A 17,508-nucleotide genomic window follows, 5' to 3' on the forward strand; every position below is an offset into this window, starting at 1 on the left:
ACCACCGTGGGACTCGTTCGCCGCAACACGCCGCCACCCGAGGAGACGGCCGCGCCGCCGTCGGCCGACACCCTGCTGAGCCAGCTCGACGACCCCGACCCGGAGTTGCGCCGGGAGGCGGCGCTGGGCCTGGACGGCTCGGCCGAGGCCGTGGCCCCGCTGCTCGACCGGGTCGCCGGCGAGACCGAGGCGGCGGTCCGCGACGCCATGCTCACCACCCTCGCCGCGCACGACACGGCCCAGGTGGCCGAGGGGCTCGCCGTCCACCTGGCCAGTGACGACGCCGGCCTGCGCACGGCCGTGGCCGAGACGCTGGCCACCATGCCGAACTCGGTGCCGGCCCTGCTGCCGCGCCTGATCGACGACGACGACCACGACGTCCGCGTGATGACCGCGATGGTCCTGGCCGATCTGCCGCATCCCGAGGCGATGACCTGGCTGGCCGTCATGATCCGGGAGGACCCGCACCCGAACGTGGTCACCGCCGCCATCGACGCGCTGCTGCCCTCGATCGGGCCCGAGCACCACGAGCTGCTGCGCGGGGCGGTCGAGCGCTTCCCGGACGACCCGTTCCTGCGGTTCACGGTCGAGGCGGCGGTCAAATGACCAGTGCCGCCACGGCCGGCGCCGGCCTCAGCGAGGCGGATTTCGAGAAGTTCCGCGAGTACTTCTACAAGCGGACCGGAATCCAGTTCGCACCGTCCAAGCGCTACTTCGTCGACAAGCGCATCGACACGTGCATCAAGAACTCCGAGTTCGACACCTTCACCACCTGGTTCGCCGCGCTGCGCCTGAGCGCCCGGGACGACCTGCTCCAGGAGCTGATCAACCAGCTCACCGTCAACGAGACGTACTTCCTGCGCGAGGACTACCAGTTCGACTCGATGCTGCGCACGGTGCTGCCGGACGTCGTCGAGGCGCGGGGCGGGGCGAACCGCATCGTCGGGCCGATCAAGATCCTCTCGTTGCCCTGCTCGACCGGCGAGGAGCCGTACTCGATCGCGTTGCGCCTGCTCGAGGAGTGGGACCTGATCGACCGGCTCGACGTGGAGATCCACGGCGCCGACATCGACAGCTCGGTCCTGGACCGGGCCCGGCACGCCAGTTACGGCGAGCGCTCGCTTCAGCGCGTGCCCAAGAAGTGGCGGGACAAGTACTTCAGCCCGGTCGGCGGCGGCCGCTATCAGCTCGACGAGGGCATCCGCGGCGCGGTCACGCTGCACCAGGTCAACGTCACCGACACCCTCGCGATGCGGGCGTTCCGCGACTTCGACGTGATCTTCTGCCGGAACGTGCTCATCTACTTCGACGAGCTGTCCAGCCGGCGTGCGGCCGAGAACCTCTACGGCGCGATGCGGCCCGGCGCCTATCTCTTCCTCGGTCATTCCGAGTCGATGAGCCGTATCTCACCGATCTTCACACCCACCCGCCTGCCGGAGGGCATCGTCTACCAACGACCGACCGGAGCCAACCGATGACAGAGACCCCAGTGAAGGTGCTGGTCGTCGACGACGCCGCCACGGTGCGGCTCTATCACACCAGCCTGCTGTCCGAGGCCGGCTTCGCCGTCGAGGAGGCCGCGAACGGGCTGGAAGCCGTCGAGGCCGCCCTCACCACCGCGTTCGACCTGTTCGTGGTCGACGTCAACATGCCCAAGATGAACGGCTACACCTGCGTGGAGACGCTGCGCTCGGAGACGGTCGGCACGCCGGCCCCGGTCCTGATGATCAGTACCGAGGACCGGCCGGGCGACGCCGAGCGGGCCTACGCCGCCGGGGCCAACCTCTACATGGTCAAGCCGGTGTCGGCCGAGCGCCTGGTCCGCGTCGCCCGGATGCTCACCGCGGGACGGGGCATCCCGGCATGAATCCGCTGCTCGCCCAGTTCCTCGCCGAGGCGGCCGACCTGCTCACCTCGGTCGACGAGGGCCTGCTCCAGCTCGAGCGCGACCCGGGCGATCCGGAGCTGGTCAACGAGGTGTTCCGGGCCGCACACACGTTCAAGGGCTCGTCCGGCCTCTTCGACTTCCCCGAGCTGACCCGGCTCACCCACGCCGCCGAGGATCTTCTCGACGCCGTACGGGGTGGGAAGCTCGACCTCGACTCGGGCATGACCGACGATCTGCTCGCCGCCTTCGACCTCATCCGGGGCTGGCTGGCCCACGTCACCCAGCACGAGCGGCTGCCCGCGAGCGCCGGCGCCGACGCCGCCATCCTGATCACCAAGCTGCGCGGCCCGCTCGGCGGCGACGCGACCACCCCGGTGGTGGAGAAGGCCCCGATCGTCCACGTGATCGCCCCGCCGCCGGAGTGGCTGAGCCACTTCGAGCAGGAGTGGCTCGACGCGACCGCGACCTGGCTGACCACCACCTCCTCGACCTTGCGCTTCGCCCGCTACCTGCCCGACGAGGGCTGCTTCTTCCGCGCCGAGGACCCGCTGCACCTGATCAGTCAGGTGCCGGCGCTGGCCCGGATCGCCGTGGTGCCGCCGGACGAGTGGCCCTCGCCGGACGACTACGACGAGTACGCCTGCCTGATCGGCTTCGTGCTGGCCACCCGGGCCGGGCACGGCGAGCTCGACCACCTGTTCCGCTACGTGCCGGACCAGGTCGAGGTGGTCGAGCTGGACGGGGACGCGCTCCGGCGCTTCCTGAACGGCGAGGTGGCGCCGGAACCAGTGGAGGCCGCGGACGCTCCGGTCGTCGACGACCCTCAGGACCCGGCCGTGGTCGAGGACGCGTACGCGATCCTCGCCGCGGCTCAGACCTCCCTGCGGGACCAGCAGGAGGTCGGGGGCGTCCGATTGGCCTCGATCGCCCACTCGATCGCCTCCGCCGCGGCCGCCTTGGGTGACATATCTGAATTGTCAGATCTGAACGCCGAGCAGCTGACCGAGACCGTCAACCGCTTGCTCGGCTCCACCCCAGCGCCACCGGCAGCACCACCGCCGCCCGCGCTGATCGAGCGGTCCGCGCCGGAGGAACGGATCGACCGTGGGCGGGCCGACGATCCCGGCGGCCAGGTCGGTACCAAGATCCTCAAGGTCGACCAGGAGAAGGTCGACCACCTCATGGAGCTGGTCGGCGAGCTCAACGTGGCCAAGAACGGCCTGACCTTCCTGGCCGACTCGGCCGAGGAGGAGTTCGGCAGCCGTGTGCTCAGCCGGCGCATCAAGGACCAGTACTCGGGCCTGCACCGGATCGCCGAGGAGTTGCAGGCGGCGGTGATGGACGTCCGGATGCTGCCGCTGTCGGTGGCCTTCTCGCGCTTCCCCCGCCTCGTCCGCGACCTCAGCCGCCGGCTCGGCAAGAACATCGAGCTCGTCATGGAGGGCGAGGACACGATGGCCGACAAGGACGTCATCGAGGCCCTCGCCGACCCGCTCGTGCACCTGGTGCGCAACAGCCTCGACCACGGCATCGAGCTGCCCGACGAGCGGACCGCGGCCGGCAAGCCGCCCCAGGCCCGGATCACCCTCAGCGCGGTCGCCGACGGCGACGCGGTGGTCGTGGAGATCGCCGACGACGGCCGGGGCATCGACCCGGTCAAGGTCAAGCGCAAGGCGTACGAGAAGGGCCTGATCTCCGAGGAGGAGCTGGAGAGCATGGGCGACCAGGAGGCCGTGGAGCTGGTCTTCCGCGCCGGGTTCTCCACCGCCGACCAGGTTTCGGATCTCTCCGGGCGGGGAGTCGGCATGGACGCGGTCCGGGCGAGCGTGGAGAAGCTCGGCGGCACCGTGACGATGAAATCCGAGCTCGGCACGGGCAGCGTGACGCGCCTGCGGCTGCCGCTGTCGATGGCGGTCACCCAGGTGATGGTGGTCAGCGTGGCCGGGCAGCGGTTCGGCATCCCGGTTGACCTGGTGGTCGAGACCGTTCGCGTGCCCGGCGGTGAGATCGGCCGGGTGCTGCACCAGGACGTCGTCGTCCTGCGTGGCGAGGTGGTCCCGGTGATCGATCTGGCCGCCGCCCTGCGGATGCCGTGGACGCCGGACGAGAACGACGACCGGCGGATCCTGATCGTCAGCCTGCACGGTCAGCGGGTCGGCCTGCTGGTCGAACAGTTCCACCGGGAGGTCGACGTGATCCTCAAGCCGATGGAGGGCCTGCTCGCGTACGCGGACGAGTTCTCCGGCACGGCGCTGCTCGGCGACGGGCTGGTGCTGCTGGTGCTGAACATGAAGGAGGTGCTCGGCCTTGCCGCTCGAGCTGCATGAGGCGACCGCGACCCTGACCGACGTGGTGACCGTCGACGAGGTGGAGCCGCTGGCAGCCTGGCTGCGGGCCACCGAGAAGCCGAAGGTCAACCTGCGCCGTTGCAACCATTTGCACACCGGCGCGCTCCAGGCCCTGCTGCTTTTCCGCCCGAAGATTAGCTCGGCACCAGCGAACGCCTTCCTGGCGGAGCAGGTGCTGCCACTGCTCGCGGGGGGCAATGGCACAGCAAGCCGACAAGGAAGTGAACCTCCATGACCACAGTGATGCTCGTCGACGACTCGGCCACCATGCTCATGAGCCTGAAGTCCATCCTGACCAAGGCCGGCTACTCCGTCGAGACCGCCGGCCACGGCAAGGAGGCGCTCGAGAAGCTGGCCAAGGGCGTCAAGCCCAACCTGATCATCAGCGACGTCAACATGCCGCAGATGGACGGGATCACCTTCGTCCGCGAGGCCCGCAAGGCACCAGGCATGCGCTTCACCCCGATGCTCATGCTGACCACCGAGTCCGAGCAGACCAAGCGCAACGAGGCCAAGTCCGCGGGCGCCACCGGCTGGCTGGTCAAGCCGGTCGCGCCGGACCAGCTCCTCGGCGTGATCAAGCAGGTCGTTCCGGGCGCTTGAGTTGAGCCTTTTCATGGGAGGTTTCGATGGCCGGCCTACTCCGCCGACAGGCGGTGCCGTCCACGCCGGAGGCGGCCGTGCGGGCTGACGTCGTCGCCGGCTCCCTGCGGCCCGTCCCCGAGTTCTGCCAGATCGTCGACGCGCATCTGCACGACGTGATCGAGCAGACCGGGGAGGCCGCGGAGGCGATCGTGCGGCAGATGCTGAAGATCGACTCGCTGGCCGAGGTGATGGCGGGCGACGTGGTCCGCCTCGCCGGCACCCTGGACCGCACCGAGGACCAGCTGGCCCAGGCCGGCGACTCCAACGCTCAGCTCGTCGACCGGCTGGTCCGCTACTTCCTCTTCCGCGACGAGCAGGTGCGCGCGCTGGTGGACGAGATGCGCGGGCTCAAGAAGCACGTGACCCAGATCGAGGAGGTCAGCAAGGCGACGAACATCCTCGCCCTGAACGCCATGATCGAGGCGGTCCGGGCGGGCGACGCGGGCGAGGGCTTCGCGGTCGTGGCGGACGAGGTGCGCAAGCTCGCCACCCGGTCGGCCCAGGCGGCCAGCGGCATCGGCACGACGATCGCCGACCTGACCGCCCGCCTCGACGCGGTGCTCACCGACGACAGCAACTTCGACGAGAACGTCAAGACTGACCTGTCGGCCGAGGACACGGCGATGACCCGCCGCCTCAGCGGCATCGCCCAGGCCCAGCGGGAGATGTCGGAGATGGTGGCCGGCATCCTGCACGACACCGTGGACGCCGCCCTGCAGGTGCGGCAGAGCTCGGACGCGCTCACCGTCGAGACCACCGGCGCCGTCGGGCATGTCCAGTTCCAGGACATCAGCCGTCAGATGCTGGAACATGTAGCAGACGCCGTCAGCCAAGTGAAACGCCAGGTGGAGGACACCATCGGGTACGCCGAGGGCGGCGTGCCGGCCGACGCGCTGATCGCGCGGACGATCTCGGTCGACGAGCTGCGCAGCCGGCATGTGATGTCCCGGCAGCGGGTGACGCACGGCGAGAAGGCCGGCGTCGCGGCGGCCGCCGACGACACACCAGTGATCGAGCTTTTCTAGGCAGAGCGCGAAGGGGACGTCACATGGCGCCGAACACCGAGCGGCCGACCGAGGCCGACGCCCTGCGGGCCCTCGCCGAGCTCGTCGGGGACGAGACCGCGGCCGGGATGTGGGATCTCACGGTCCGCGCGCTCGGCCTGCGCCGACCGGTCGAGTCGGTCAGCGACCTGCGCCAGGTCGCCGAGCACATGATGATCACCGGTGACCTGGTGCGGGTCGCCGGCCGCTCGCTGAAGGTCCGCGCCATCACCTACGACGCACTATCACCGACAGGAGGACAGCCATGATGCTTCTCGAAGAGCGGCCGCGCGTCGCGTTCGCCCCACACGATCGCCTCCTCGACGTGGCCCGCCTCGGGCTCGACCACGAGGAGCCGCGGCCCTACCTCCAGGACATCGTCGACCAGCTCGCCGGGCGCCTCGGCGCGCCGTTCGCCCTGATCGACGTGCTGCTCGACGGCGCTCAGGTGTTCCTGGCCGGCCACGGCCCGTTGCCGCCCTGGATCGCCGAGGCCGGTGGCACCCCGATCGAGTGGGCGTTCTGCCGTCCGTTCCTCACCGTCCGGCAGCCCCGGATCGTGCGTGATCTGTCGGAGGACCCGATGTGGCGGGACACCCGGCTGGTGAAGGTCGAGGGCGCCCGGGCGTACATCGGAGTGCCTTTGATCTCGCATCGGGGACACGTCATCGGCGGACTGTGCGCAGTGGACGTGGTCCCGCGTGACTTCCCGGCGGAGGCGATCGCGATGATGGAGAGCCTGGCGACCGAGGTCATCGACCGGATTGAATCGAGGGTCGCCGCCGGCGGTTGAGCGCGATCTCTGCGGGGTCCCTGGGCGACGGCCGGGGATCGGTGCCATGATGGGGGGTCGATCGGAGACCCCATCGTGAAGAAACAGCCGGTTCTGATCACCGACGCCGCCCGCAGCCCCGACGAGCAATACCGCAGCCGTCAGGTCCGCTACGTCACCATGATGACCGTCCGGGCGCTCTGCCTCATCCTCGGCGCGATCCTGGTCAGCATCCGCCCGCCGCTGCTCGGACTGTGGCTTGTCCTCTGCGCGGCCGGCATGGTCTTCCTGCCCTGGGCGGCCGTGCTCATCGCCAACGACCGCCCGGCCAAGAGCAAGGCCGAGCGGGCCGCCTCCGCGCTCGCCGCGAAACAGCAGGCCACCCTGCCTCAGCACACTCCCGAGGACGTCGAATACCTGACCATCGACGTCGAACCCACCGCCGACGGCCACTGGGTCCCGTCCGAGCCGCGTCAGGGCGACAAGGGCTGACGCGGCCGGGCGCCGATCTGCCCGACGGCCTCGGCGCCCAGCTCGGCGCCGGCCGTCAGCGACGCCTCCGGCGCCGCGCCGGCACACCAGGCCGCGAGCAGGCCGGCCGCGAAGGCGTCACCGGCGCCGGTCGGATCTTTCATTCGGCGTACGCGATCAGGGGCCACCGAGACCACGTTCCCGTCCCGGGAAGCCCAGGTGGCCCCGGCCGCACCCTGCTTCACGACCGCGTTGCGCACGTGCGCCGTCAGCCGTACCGCCTGCTCGGCCGCCGGACCGGGCCCGGCCAGCACGTCCGCCTCGTCGGCGTTGCAGAGCAGCACGTCGACGTCTCGTACCCAGGCAAGGAAAGCGGAAGCACCGACCGACCGCAACGGCGCCGCCGAGGCCGCGTCGACGCTGGTCGTCAGGCCGCCGGCCTTCTCCAGAGCGGCCAGACCCGCCGGGCGAGACCCCTCGTGCAGCAGGGGATAGCCCGAGAGATGCAGGTGGGAGGCGCCCTTCATCGCGGACCGCACGTCTTCGGGGCCGAGCAGCAGCGCCGCGCCCCGATCCGTGATCATCGTCCGTTCGTGCGGGCCGGCCAGCACCACGACGCTGCCGGTGACGGCGCCCGGATGGGCCCGCACCGCGCACCGCACACCGGCCGCCGTCAGCTCGGCCACCCGTTCACGCCCGGCCGGATCGTCGCCGACCGCGGCCACCAGGGTCACCTCCCGGCCGGCGTGGGCCAGCCAGGCCGCCGTGTTCGCGGCCTGGCCCCCACCGTTCACGGTGATCGCCGCGTGGGTGTCCGACCCGTGCTCGATCGGTCCCTCGTGCGCCACCAGCACGTCGGTGACCAGGTCGCCGACGACGACGATCATGCGTCGACCGCGAAGCCCAACGGTGCCGGCGCCCCGGCGGTCGCGACCGCGATCCTCGCGGCCAGTTCGGCGTTGCGCAGGATGATCCGCACGTTGACGGCCAGGCTCTGACCCTCGGTGCTCTCGTGGAAGTGCCCCAGCAGGAACGGGGTGACCGCCTTGCCGGTGATGTGGTCGCGGGCCAGCAGCTCCAGGCCCTCGGCCAGGGTGCGGTCGTGCAACCCGGTGTCGAGCTGCTCGTCGACCGGCAGCGGATTGGCCAGGATCAGCGCGCCGGCGCCGACACCCTGGTCGGAGCGGGCCCGGATGACGTCGGCGACCTGCTCGGGGGAGTCGAGCTGCCAGTCGATGTCGAAGCCGCCGTCGGTGATGAAGAAGCCCGGGAAGCGCTTGGTCCTGTAGCCGGCCACGGCGACGCCGAGGGTCTCCAGGCGCTCCAGCGTGGCGCCCACGTCGAGGATCGACTTCACGCCCGCGCAGACCACCACGATCGGCGTCTGCGACAGGGTGGTCAGGTCGGCCGACTCGTCGAAGGTGACGTTCGCCTCGCGGTGCACGCCGCCGAGGCCGCCGGTGGCGAAGACGCCGATGCCCGCGGCGGCGGCGACCGCGCTGGTCGCGGCGACCGTGGTGGCGCCGTCGGCCCGGGTTGCCGCGGCCACGGCCAGGTCACGCACGGACAGCTTGGCCACGCCCTGGGCCAGCGCCAGGTGCTCGACCTGGGCGTCGTCCAGGCCGACGATCAGCTCGCCGCCGATCATGCCGATGGTGGCGGGAACGGCGCCCTGGTCACGCACGGTCTGCTCGATCTCGCGGGCCACGCGGAGGTTGTCCGGGTGCGGCAGTCCGTGCGAGATGATGGTGCTCTCCAGCGCGACCACCGGCCGGCCGTCCCGGCGGGCACGGGTCACGTGCTCGCCGTATCGAATCGCGAAGTCAGTCACGCCACCTACCGTACGGCTTTGATCATTGGACCGGTCCCGAGGTAGCTGTCACACTTGCGGGTTGGAGCTTTGTTTTCGCCGTCGAGGCCGGGGGGACCGGCGGCGACACAACCGAAGGGCAGATTTCACGTGAGCACTCAGATCCTGGAGCGTCCGGAGACCAAGGACGCCGACACCGGGCCGGAGATGTTCCACTACGTACGTAAAGAGAAGATCGCCGAAAGTGCCGTGATGGGCACGTTCGTGGTCGCGCTGTGCGGCGAGAAGTTTCCGGTGACCAAGTCGCCGAAGCCCGGCTCGCCGGTGTGCCCTCAGTGCAAGGAGATCTACGAAGCGATGACTCGCTGAACGAGGGCCTGCTCGGTGCCGACCTCGTCGGCGTCGCGGTCTTCGCGGCGTCCGGCGCCTCGGCCGGGGTGATCAAGCGGCTCGACCTGTTCGGCGTCGCTTTCGTCGGCTTCATCGCCGCGCTCGGCGGCGGCATCGTGCGCGATCTGGTCATCGGCGCGGTGCCGCCGCTCGCGTTCGCCGACTGGCGGTACGCGGTCACCGCGGTGGTGGCCGCCCTCGGCGTGTTCTGGTTCCACCCACAGCTGTCCAAGCTGCGCCGGCCCGTCCTCGTCCTGGACGCGGCCGGCCTCGGCCTGTTCACGGTGACCGGCACGCTCAAGGCGCTCGACGCCGGCGTGCCGCCCGTCGGCTCCTGCCTGATCGGCATGCTCACCGCCATCGGCGGCGGGCTCGCCCGCGACCTGCTGACCGGCGAGGTCCCTGTCGTCCTCCGGCGGGACATCTACGCCGTCGTGGCCCTGGCCGGCGCGATTATTGTCACGATTCTCCGGGGGCTGTCCCTGGATTCCCTGTGGACGCTGGCCGCGACCGCCCTGCTCATCACGGGTGTCCGGCTCGTCGCGCTGTACCGCCGCTGGTCGGCTCCGGTCGCTGCGCCGTAACCGGCGCGGGGTGCCGTCCGCGGCTATGCTGGTTGCCGCCTCCGGCTCTCACAACCGGGGGTTCGTTGTTTTTACGAGGGGACCGTTCGAGCTTTGAGCCCGCCACTGCCGAAACTGGAAACCTTCCCCGACCTGCGTGACTGGCAGCGCAAGGCCCTGGTGACCTACCTTCGCCGCCGCAGCGACGACTTCATGGCGGTGGCCACGCCGGGCGCCGGCAAGACCACGTTCGCGCTGCGCATCGCGGCCGAGCTGCTCGCCGACGGCACGGTCGAGGCGGTCACCGTGGTCTGCCCCACCGAGCACCTGAAGGCCCAGTGGGCGTCCGCCGCGGCCCGGGTCGGCATCCAGCTCGACCACCAGTTCCGCAACTCCGAGATCCACTCCTCGGCCGACTTCCACGGCGCGGTCCTCACGTACGCCCAGGTCGGCATGGCCCCCGCGGTACACCGCCGTCGCACCATGACCCGGCAGACCCTGGTCATCCTCGACGAGATCCACCACGCGGGCGACTCCCGGAGCTGGGGCGACGGGGTCAAAAACGCTTTCGAGCCGGCCGTACGCCGTCTGATGCTCACCGGGACGCCGTTCCGCTCCGACGAGAACCCGATCCCGTTCGTGCAGTACGAACGCGGCGACGACGGGCTGCAGCGGTCGCGGGCCGACTCGATCTACGGCTATGCCGACGCGCTGAAGGACCGGGTCGTCCGGCCGGTGCTCTTCATGGCGTACTCCGGAGAGACCCGCTGGCGCACGAACGCGGGCGACGAGCTGGCGGCCCGCCTCGGCGAGCCGATGACCAAAGACCTGATCGCCCAGGCCTGGCGTACGGCGCTGGACCACCGCGGCGACTGGATGCCGCAGGTGCTGCGCGCGGCCGACGCCCGCCTGACCAAGCTGCGCGAGCACGGCATGTCCGACGCCGGCGGCCTGATCATCGCGAGCGACCAGCAGACCGCCCGGGCGTACGCGAAACTGATCGGCGAGATCAGCGGCGAGCAGGCCACGGTCGTGCTCTCCGACGACGAGGGCGCGTCGGGCCGGATCGCGACGTTCGCCGCCTCGGAGCAGCGCTGGATGGTCGCGGTCCGGATGGTGTCCGAGGGCGTCGACATCCCCCGCCTGGCCGTGGGCGTCTACGCGACGAGCGCGTCCACGCCGCTCTATTTCGCGCAGGCCATCGGCCGCTTCGTGCGGGCCCGGCGCCCCGGGGAGACGGCGACGGTGTTCCTGCCGAGCGTGCCCCACCTGCTCGGGCTGGCCAGCGAGATGGAAGCCCAGCGCGACCACATCCTGGGCGCCCGCAAGGAGAAGGACGGGCTCGACGACGACCTGCTCGAACGGGCCCAGCGCGAGGAGAACGCGGAAGGCGAGCTGGAGAAGCAGTTCGAGGCGCTGGGCGCCACGGCCGAGCTCGACCAGGTCATCTACGACGGCGCGTCGTTCGGCATGGGCGCACAGACGGGAACGGCGGAAGAAGCGGACTATCTGGGCCTGCCGGGCCTGCTGACACCGGACGAGGTGTCGATGCTGCTGAACAAGAGGCAGTCGGAGCAGCTGGCGGCCCGCCAGCGCGTCGAGAAGCAGAAGGTGGCGGAGCCGGTGCCGGCCCAGCGCGAGGCCCCGCCGGTGATGACGGCGGGGGAGCGCCGCAACAGCCTGCGCCGCCAGCTCAACACCCTGGTCGCCGCCCACCACCACCGCACCAACCTGCCGCACGGCAAGATCCACGCCGAGCTGCGCCGCCTGTGCGGAGGGCCGCCGAGCGCCCAGGCCACGATCGAGCAGCTCGAGGAGCGCATCGCCACGATCCAGACTCTCTGAGTGTTAAGTTCTCTTGACGTCAAGAGGACTTAACACGAGAATGGGCACATGCTTCTCGACAGAGTCGTGCACTGGAATCTCGATCTCGACGGCGATCTCTACGGCGACGAGCGTGAGCGCTACCGGTGGTATGAGGGCATCGCCACGGCCGCCTCGCTGCAGTGGCTGGCGATCCCGTGGGCCGCGGCCATCATGGTCTGGCCGCTGGGCAAGCCGGCGGTCCTGCCGCTCGCGGTCGTGCTGGTCCTGCTCTATGTCCCGATGATGCTCAGCACGCTTTATGTGCGCCACCGCCGGGTCGACACCACGCCCCGCTCCTGGAGCGCCAAGCGGCTGTTCCTGACGGTCGTGAACGGCGCCCCGGCCGCGCTGTTCCTGATCGGCTCGCTCTACGTCTATGACCCTGAGGGGGCCATGTGGCGCGGCGCGGCGTTCGGTGGGGCCTTCGGCGCGGTGGCGACCGCGGTGGCCCAGCTCATCGAGACCCGCCGCCGGCGGCGCCGTGAGGCGGCTCTGGCTCTGGCCGGGGACGAGGACTGATGGCGCCACCATCCGGTCCGGTGCGCGCGCCGGAGGAGGGCGGCGCCGCCGGCACACGCATCAAGGCCGCCCGCAAAGGGGCCGGCCTGACCCAGCAGGGGCTCGCCGTGGCCGTCCAGGTGAGCCGTCAGACCATCATCGCGATGGAAACGGGCGACTACGCCCCTTCGGTGTACCTCGCCTTGAAGGTCGCCAAGGCGCTCAACACGTCCGTGGAGCGCTTGTGGGGCGAGGAGGTGCCCGTACCCACCCCGGCGTGATGCCGAGGCGTCAGCGGGCTCTGAGGGCGAGCATGAGAAGGGGCGCCCCACACCGTGGGCGCCCCTTCGTAGAGTCGTTCGGGGGGATCGGCTCTTTTAGTTGGAGTTAGACATCATGTCGGCGCCGCGCCACGTGAACTCCGGATCGGCCGCGTACTGCACTGCGATCTTCACCAGGTCTTCGGCGTACCGGTTGGCGTGGTGTCCGCAGAACACCAGCTCACCGCCACCAGCCAGGGTCAAACGGAGCTTTCCGGCTGCATTGCAGCGGTCGCACCGTTCATCGGCTGCGGTGCCGGCCAAACTATCCGCCGGCGGCGTGAGAGTCGGGGTCATCGCCTTCCTCCTCTGATCGAACCGATGAACACGTTCCTCGGCTACTGCTCACATCGTGCAACACCCTGCACCGTTGCGGCCTTCCCACTGTGCCCCGGGGGGACCGAGGTCACACGTGCTGGGCTAAGTGTGCCGTGATCCAAGGGTGCCACGTCAACGATCACTTCTGCACAACGGTCTGATCACCACCCGTTGATGTACGGGTGGTGACCATTTGGACACGCGCTGTTGACTTAGTGCCCTTAGTCCAGGTAATCCCTGAGAACCTGTGAGCGGGACGGGTGTCGCAATTTCGACATCGTCTTCGACTCGATCTGACGAATCCGCTCACGGGTGACCCCGTACACCTGGCCGATCTCGTCCAGCGTGCGCGGCTGGCCGTCGGTCAGGCCGAAGCGCAGCCGCACGACACCCGCCTCGCGCTCGGAGAGCGTCTGCAGCACCTGCTGGAGCTGGTCCTGCAGCAGGGAGAAGGAGACCGCGTCGACCGCGACGACCGCCTCGGAGTCCTCGATGAAGTCGCCGAGCTGGCTGTCGCCCTCGTCGCCGATCGTCTGGTCGAGCGAGATGGGCTCACGCGCGTACTGCTGGATCTCCAGCACCTTCTCCGGCGTGATGTCCATTTCCTTGGCCAGCTCCTCCGGGGTGGGCTCACGGCCCAGGTCCTGGAGCAGCTCACGCTGGATGCGGCCGAGCTTGTTGATGACCTCGACCATGTGCACCGGGATGCGGATGGTGCGGGCCTGGTCGGCCATGGCGCGGGTGATCGCCTGGCGGATCCACCACGTCGCGTACGTCGAGAACTTGTAGCCCTTGGTGTAGTCGAACTTCTCGACCGCGCGGATCAGGCCCAGGTTGCCTTCCTGGATCAGGTCGAGGAAGGCCATGCCCCGGCCGGTGTAGCGCTTGGCCAGCGAGACCACGAGCCGGAGGTTCGCCTCGAGCAGGTGGTTCTTGGCGCGCTCGCCGTCGCGGCCGATCCAGCGCAGGTCGCGCTCCATGTTGCGCTCGAGCTTCTCCTCGCCCTCGTCGCAGGCGCGCAGGCGCTCGGCGGCGTAGAGGCCGGCCTCGATGCGCTTGGCCAGCTCGACCTCCTGCTCGGCGTTGAGCAGGGGGACCTTGCCGATCTGCTTGAGGTAGGCGCGGACGGAGTCGGCCGAGGCGGTGAGCTCGGCGTCGCGGCGCGCCTGCTTGAGCGCCTCGGACTCCTCGTCGTCCCACTCGAAGTCGCCGTCGGTGGCCGAGCTGGCGGCGTCGGACGCGGCGGCCGCGACCATGGCGGCCGGCTCCTCGACGACGACGTCCTCGATCTCGGCGGCGAGCTCCTCGGGATCGATCTCGCCCTCGGGGCCGTCCTCGCCGGGCTTGCCGGGAGCCGCCTTCTTGCCGGGCACCGCCTTGGCCGGAGCGGCCTTCTTGGCGGCGGCGGCCTTCTTGGCGGGCGCGCCGGCCGGGTCGGCCGCGCCGGCGGCGGCGGCCGCCTGCTTCGGGGCCGGGGCCGGCGCCTTGCGGGCCGGGGCGGCCTTGGCCGTGGTGGCCTTGGAGGCGGGGGTCGCGGCGCGGGCCGCGGAGACCTTGCGGCGGGTGCTGGCCGAGCCGTCGACGACGACCGTGATGGCCGCGTCGACGAGACCGCGAAGAATCTTCTTGGCCTGAGCCGGATTCACCCCGGCGGACTCGAGCGTTCGCGCGACCTCGGCCGACGTGATTTGCCCGCCCGCGCCCTGGGCATGAGCGATCAGGGCCTCGGTGAGAGAACGAACGTCGGCACCGTTCTGGTGGGCTTCTGTCACGAAAGACCTTCCGGAGGCGATGAGGTTGAGCACGGCCATGAGCCCAGCACAGCGCACGGCGAGGAGGCTGGCCGGTGTTGGTGTGGGGACCCCCGGGACGCGGCACCTCGATGGTCTTGGTGTCCGCGAAGCGGTAGGCAGGGATGAATTGTAGCGCCGTCCTGCGAGATCCTCCCGTTGCAGCACGCCGCCAGGGGCCGCCGACCTCGCCGGAGACACCCGGCGCGAGAATGGTATCGGCGGAAAGGGCGAAAACGTGAGCGAGTTTCGGTCGGCATCGACACCGGGCGTTCTGCTGGAGATCGCGGTGGGACTGGCCCGTGACGCGGCCGCCACGGCGCGGCGGCTCCGGGCCGAGGCGATCTTTGATGTCGAGACCAAGAGTACGGCCACGGACGTGGTCACGGCGGCCGACAAGGCGGTGGAACGCCAGGTCATCGAGGCTCTGCGCGAGTTGCGGCCGGGCGACGGGGTGCTCGGTGAGGAGTACGGCGACGCGGCCGGCGAGGGCTCCGTCCGGTGGATTCTCGACCCGATCGACGGCACCGTGAACTATCTGTACGGGCTCCCGCAGTACGCGGTCTCCCTCGCGGCCGAGGCGGGCGGCGAGATTGTTGCCGGAATCGTGATCAACGCGGCCACCGGGGACGAGTGGACGGCCACCCGCGGCGGCGGCGCCTACCGCGGCGATCGACGCCTGAAAGTTACGGGACCGGCCGAGCTGAGCCAGGCGCTGGTCGGCACCGGCTTCGGCTACGACGCGCGCCGGCGGGCCCATCAGGGCCGGGTGCTGGCCGGTCTGATCACCCGGGTGCGTGACATCCGGCGGTTCGGCGCGGCGGCCCTCGACCTGTGCGCGGTCGCCGAGGGCACCCTGGACGCGTACTACGAGAAGGGCCTGAACCCGTGGGACCACGCCGCGGGCGGCCTGATCGCCCGGGAGGCGGGCGCCGTCGTGGCCGGCCTGCAAGGGGCGCGCCCGGGCCTCGACATGGTCGTGGCGGCCCCACCAGCGATCTTCAATGACCTGCACGACCTGCTGGTGGGGCTTGACGCGGCGGGTGGAGCCTAGCTTGAGCTTTAACCTGCGGCTGGGAAGATATCGACCCCGGCTGATCATGGCGACAGCCCTTGATCGATCATTCCTCTTGTCTAGGGAAGAAGATCAAAATCAAGGGCTGTCTGGTGATCAGTGTGCATGACGTCGATCCGGGCGGGACGCTCGGGCGGCTGGCCGGGTTCCGGCGAGAGTTCCATCGGAGTCTGACCGCTCGCTCGGACGCGTTGTTCGAGCTCACCGACGCCTTGTTGTGCGGAGACGCGCCGGTGCGGTCGCTGGTCGAGCTGTCCCTGGCGGGTGAACATCGGCGTGGTCACGGCTCGTTGTATGCGGCGCTGAACCGGGGCCGCATTGACGTCGAAGCCCTCAAGACGGCGGTCGCCGGGGTGCCGGTCCCGCGGGCCGCGGACGGACGCATCGTGCTGGCGGTGGATGTCACCTGCTGGCTGCGGCCGGAAGCACACACCAGCCCGCAGCGGATGCTTTGCCACACCTACGGGCGTGGCAAGGATACCCACATGATGATCCCGGGCTGGCCGTATTCACTGGTCACCGCCTTGGAGACCGGTCGCAGTTCGTGGACCGCGCCGCTGGACGTGCGCCGGCTCGGCCCCGGCGACGACGCCGCCACCGTCACCGCCGCTCAGCTGCGGGAGGTGGTGCAACGGCTGATCACGGCCGGGCAGTGGCAGCCGGGCGACAAGGACATCTGGATCGTTGCCGACGCCGGCTACGACGGTCCCCGGTTGGCGTTCCTGCTCGCCGACCTGCCGGTGGCGATGCTGGTGCGGATGCGCTCCGACCGAGTTCTGCGCCGACGCGCACCGTCCCAGCCTGCGGGCAACGGCCGTCCACCACGACACGGCGGCGAGTTCATCTTCGGTGACCCGGCCAGCTGGGGAGAACCCGACGCGGCCACCATCACCGACACCCGGCTTTACGGCATGGCGACCGCACGATCCTGGAACCGGCTGCACCCACGATTGACCCATCGCACCGCCTGGACCACCCACATCGGCGTCCTGCCGATCATCGAAGGCACCGTAGTCCTGCTGACCGTCGACCGGCTGCCGTCAGGCGCCACCGCGAAACCGGTCTGGCTGTGGTGGTCGCATCCGCAAGCCAGCGCCACCGACACCGACCTGCTCTGGCAAGCATTCCTGCGCCGCTTCGATATCGAGCACACCTTCCGCATGCTCAAGCAGACCCTCGGCTGGACCAGCCCGAAACTACGCAACCCCGCCGCCGCAGACCGCTGGACCTGGCTCGTGCTGGCCGCCTACACCCAACTACGGCTCGCCCGCACCGCCGTCGCGGACCTACGCCGGCCCTGGGAACGCCCCGCCCCACCCGAACGACTCACACCCGCCCGAGTCCGGCGCGGGTTTCGGCACCTACGCGGCAAAGCAGGCACTCCCGCCGCCGCGCCGAAACCCTCCCAGCCAGGACCCGGACGGCCACCCGGCCGCCGCAACACCCACCCCACGACCCGCCACGACGTCCACACCGTCACCAGCACGAAACCCGCCAACAGCAACAAAAAACCGAAGAAATCAACCACTCCCCGCCCACGCCGCACCGGTTAAAAATCAAGCTAGGGCCTGTCCTGCCGATCAAGCGGGGCTGCGGCGTGGCCCAGGCGGCGCCTGACGGCAGCCGCGACACACCGACATCCAGCACCGGGATGCCGGCGCGCCGCGCCCGACGCCAGCCACCACCTGGACCTCGCCTCGCACTCGCTTGA

General features: G+C 70.2%; 21 protein-coding genes. 17 read left to right on the forward strand and 4 right to left on the reverse strand.

Features of this window, described 5'->3' with window-relative positions; genetic code table 11:
* Nucleotides 1–6 precede the first annotated feature (6 nt).
* The 10 genes from CRP55_RS06570 (at nucleotide 7) to CRP55_RS06615 (ending at nucleotide 7,188) form a co-directional block, all read left to right on the forward strand.
* Nucleotides 7–606, forward strand: a complete 600-nt coding sequence (locus tag CRP55_RS06570) for a HEAT repeat domain-containing protein (RefSeq protein WP_097318616.1) — start codon at nucleotides 7–9, stop codon at nucleotides 604–606.
* Nucleotides 603–1,478 (forward strand): CheR family methyltransferase, encoded by an 876-nt coding sequence (locus CRP55_RS06575; RefSeq protein WP_097318617.1) that lies wholly within the window; start codon nucleotides 603–605, stop codon nucleotides 1,476–1,478. Before CRP55_RS06570 ends, CRP55_RS06575 begins: the two co-directional genes overlap by 4 nt.
* Nucleotides 1,475–1,867, forward strand: coding sequence for a response regulator (locus tag CRP55_RS06580; RefSeq protein ID WP_097318618.1), 393 nt, complete (start codon nucleotides 1,475–1,477; stop codon nucleotides 1,865–1,867). The genes CRP55_RS06575 and CRP55_RS06580 overlap by 4 nt, the downstream gene beginning before the upstream one ends.
* Nucleotides 1,864–4,215 carry a chemotaxis protein CheA gene (locus CRP55_RS06585; protein ID WP_097318619.1) on the forward strand — a complete coding sequence of 784 codons (2,352 nt, stop codon included), beginning with the start codon at nucleotides 1,864–1,866 and terminating at the stop codon, nucleotides 4,213–4,215. Before CRP55_RS06580 ends, CRP55_RS06585 begins: the two co-directional genes overlap by 4 nt.
* Nucleotides 4,196–4,471, forward strand: coding sequence for a hypothetical protein (locus tag CRP55_RS06590; protein ID WP_097318620.1), 276 nt, complete (start codon nucleotides 4,196–4,198; stop codon nucleotides 4,469–4,471). The genes CRP55_RS06585 and CRP55_RS06590 overlap by 20 nt, the downstream gene beginning before the upstream one ends.
* Nucleotides 4,468–4,839: a response regulator gene (locus CRP55_RS06595; RefSeq protein WP_097318621.1), complete on the forward strand. Its 372-nt coding sequence runs from the start codon at nucleotides 4,468–4,470 to the stop codon at nucleotides 4,837–4,839. The genes CRP55_RS06590 and CRP55_RS06595 overlap by 4 nt, the downstream gene beginning before the upstream one ends.
* A gap of 26 nt (nucleotides 4,840–4,865) precedes the next feature.
* Nucleotides 4,866–5,906, forward strand: a complete 1,041-nt coding sequence (locus CRP55_RS06600) for a methyl-accepting chemotaxis protein (RefSeq protein WP_097318622.1) — start codon at nucleotides 4,866–4,868, stop codon at nucleotides 5,904–5,906.
* Between the two features lie 23 nt (nucleotides 5,907–5,929).
* Complete coding sequence (locus CRP55_RS06605; RefSeq protein ID WP_097318623.1) at nucleotides 5,930–6,193, forward strand: hypothetical protein; 264 nt, start codon at nucleotides 5,930–5,932, stop codon at nucleotides 6,191–6,193.
* Nucleotides 6,190–6,717, forward strand: coding sequence for a GAF domain-containing protein (locus CRP55_RS06610; RefSeq protein ID WP_245922811.1), 528 nt, complete (start codon nucleotides 6,190–6,192; stop codon nucleotides 6,715–6,717). The genes CRP55_RS06605 and CRP55_RS06610 overlap by 4 nt, the downstream gene beginning before the upstream one ends.
* 75 nt (nucleotides 6,718–6,792) lie before the next feature.
* Nucleotides 6,793–7,188, forward strand: coding sequence for a DUF3099 domain-containing protein (locus CRP55_RS06615; protein ID WP_097318625.1), 396 nt, complete (start codon nucleotides 6,793–6,795; stop codon nucleotides 7,186–7,188).
* Here CRP55_RS06615 and CRP55_RS06620 read toward each other — a convergent pair.
* Nucleotides 7,170–8,054, reverse strand: a complete 885-nt coding sequence (locus CRP55_RS06620; RefSeq protein ID WP_097318626.1) for a carbohydrate kinase family protein — start codon at nucleotides 8,052–8,054, stop codon at nucleotides 7,170–7,172. The genes CRP55_RS06615 and CRP55_RS06620 overlap by 19 nt on opposite strands.
* Nucleotides 8,051–8,998: a pseudouridine-5'-phosphate glycosidase gene (locus CRP55_RS06625; protein WP_097318627.1), complete on the reverse strand. Its 948-nt coding sequence runs from the start codon at nucleotides 8,996–8,998 to the stop codon at nucleotides 8,051–8,053. The genes CRP55_RS06620 and CRP55_RS06625 overlap by 4 nt, the downstream gene beginning before the upstream one ends.
* Nucleotides 8,999–9,127: 129 nt before the next feature.
* On the opposite strand from CRP55_RS06625, the gene CRP55_RS06630 reads away from it, so the two are divergent.
* The 5 genes from CRP55_RS06630 to CRP55_RS06650 all read left to right on the forward strand — a co-directional run bounded on the left by CRP55_RS06630 (nucleotide 9,128) and on the right by CRP55_RS06650 (nucleotide 12,575).
* Nucleotides 9,128–9,346 carry a DUF3039 domain-containing protein gene (locus CRP55_RS06630; RefSeq protein WP_097318628.1) on the forward strand — a complete coding sequence of 73 codons (219 nt, stop codon included), beginning with the start codon at nucleotides 9,128–9,130 and terminating at the stop codon, nucleotides 9,344–9,346.
* On the forward strand, nucleotides 9,313–9,951 hold the full coding sequence (locus CRP55_RS06635) for a trimeric intracellular cation channel family protein (RefSeq protein WP_097318629.1): 639 nt from the start codon (nucleotides 9,313–9,315) through the stop codon (nucleotides 9,949–9,951). Before CRP55_RS06630 ends, CRP55_RS06635 begins: the two co-directional genes overlap by 34 nt.
* Nucleotides 9,952–10,044: 93 nt before the next feature.
* Nucleotides 10,045–11,775 carry a DEAD/DEAH box helicase gene (locus CRP55_RS06640; protein ID WP_097318630.1) on the forward strand — a complete coding sequence of 577 codons (1,731 nt, stop codon included), beginning with the start codon at nucleotides 10,045–10,047 and terminating at the stop codon, nucleotides 11,773–11,775.
* 48 nt (nucleotides 11,776–11,823) lie between these two features.
* Nucleotides 11,824–12,315: a hypothetical protein gene (locus tag CRP55_RS06645; RefSeq protein ID WP_097318631.1), complete on the forward strand. Its 492-nt coding sequence runs from the start codon at nucleotides 11,824–11,826 to the stop codon at nucleotides 12,313–12,315.
* 20 nt (nucleotides 12,316–12,335) lie between these two features.
* A complete protein-coding gene (locus tag CRP55_RS06650; protein WP_245922812.1) occupies nucleotides 12,336–12,575 on the forward strand; it encodes a helix-turn-helix transcriptional regulator in 240 nt (79 codons plus the stop codon).
* A gap of 96 nt (nucleotides 12,576–12,671) precedes the next feature.
* On the opposite strand, the gene CRP55_RS06655 is transcribed toward CRP55_RS06650, so the two are convergent.
* Both CRP55_RS06655 and CRP55_RS06660 read right to left on the reverse strand, forming a co-directional pair.
* Nucleotides 12,672–12,911, reverse strand: a complete 240-nt coding sequence (locus CRP55_RS06655; protein WP_097318633.1) for a DUF7455 domain-containing protein — start codon at nucleotides 12,909–12,911, stop codon at nucleotides 12,672–12,674.
* Between the two features lie 242 nt (nucleotides 12,912–13,153).
* Entirely contained in the window at nucleotides 13,154–14,743 is a 1,590-nt protein-coding gene (locus tag CRP55_RS06660) for an RNA polymerase sigma factor (protein ID WP_245922813.1), read from the reverse strand.
* 217 nt (nucleotides 14,744–14,960) lie between these two features.
* Here CRP55_RS06660 and CRP55_RS06665 point away from each other — a divergent pair, with 217 nt between their 5' ends.
* Complete coding sequence (locus CRP55_RS06665) at nucleotides 14,961–15,776, forward strand: inositol monophosphatase family protein (protein ID WP_245922814.1); 816 nt, start codon at nucleotides 14,961–14,963, stop codon at nucleotides 15,774–15,776.
* A 113-nt stretch (nucleotides 15,777–15,889) separates the two neighbouring features.
* Nucleotides 15,890–17,350 carry an NF041680 family putative transposase gene (locus CRP55_RS06670; protein ID WP_097318634.1) on the forward strand — a complete coding sequence of 487 codons (1,461 nt, stop codon included), beginning with the start codon at nucleotides 15,890–15,892 and terminating at the stop codon, nucleotides 17,348–17,350.
* The last annotated feature ends 158 nt before the right edge of the window (nucleotides 17,351–17,508 follow it).

This window comes from Paractinoplanes atraurantiacus, from assembly GCF_900215205.1.
GTDB classification, from domain to species: domain Bacteria; phylum Actinomycetota; class Actinomycetes; order Mycobacteriales; family Micromonosporaceae; genus Actinoplanes; species Actinoplanes atraurantiacus.

Excerpts from the sequence above, each read along its gene's own strand:
- CRP55_RS06575 (WP_097318617.1), top strand. The coding sequence starts at position 603 with ATGACCAGTGCCGCCACGGCCGGCGCCGGCCTCAGCGAGGCGGATTTC.
- CRP55_RS06580 (WP_097318618.1), top strand. The coding sequence starts at position 1,475 with ATGACAGAGACCCCAGTGAAGGTGCTGGTCGTCGACGACGCCGCCACG.
- CRP55_RS06585 (WP_097318619.1), top strand. The coding sequence starts at position 1,864 with ATGAATCCGCTGCTCGCCCAGTTCCTCGCCGAGGCGGCCGACCTGCTC.
- CRP55_RS06595 (WP_097318621.1), top strand. The coding sequence starts at position 4,468 with ATGACCACAGTGATGCTCGTCGACGACTCGGCCACCATGCTCATGAGC.
- CRP55_RS06600 (WP_097318622.1), top strand. The coding sequence starts at position 4,866 with ATGGCCGGCCTACTCCGCCGACAGGCGGTGCCGTCCACGCCGGAGGCG.
- CRP55_RS06605 (WP_097318623.1), top strand. The coding sequence starts at position 5,930 with ATGGCGCCGAACACCGAGCGGCCGACCGAGGCCGACGCCCTGCGGGCC.
- CRP55_RS06610 (WP_245922811.1), top strand. The coding sequence starts at position 6,190 with ATGATGCTTCTCGAAGAGCGGCCGCGCGTCGCGTTCGCCCCACACGAT.
- CRP55_RS06620 (WP_097318626.1), bottom strand. The coding sequence starts at position 8,054 with ATGATCGTCGTCGTCGGCGACCTGGTCACCGACGTGCTGGTGGCGCAC.
- CRP55_RS06645 (WP_097318631.1), top strand. The coding sequence starts at position 11,824 with ATGCTTCTCGACAGAGTCGTGCACTGGAATCTCGATCTCGACGGCGAT.
- CRP55_RS06655 (WP_097318633.1), bottom strand. The coding sequence starts at position 12,911 with ATGACCCCGACTCTCACGCCGCCGGCGGATAGTTTGGCCGGCACCGCA.
- CRP55_RS06660 (WP_245922813.1), bottom strand. The coding sequence starts at position 14,743 with ATGGCCGTGCTCAACCTCATCGCCTCCGGAAGGTCTTTCGTGACAGAA.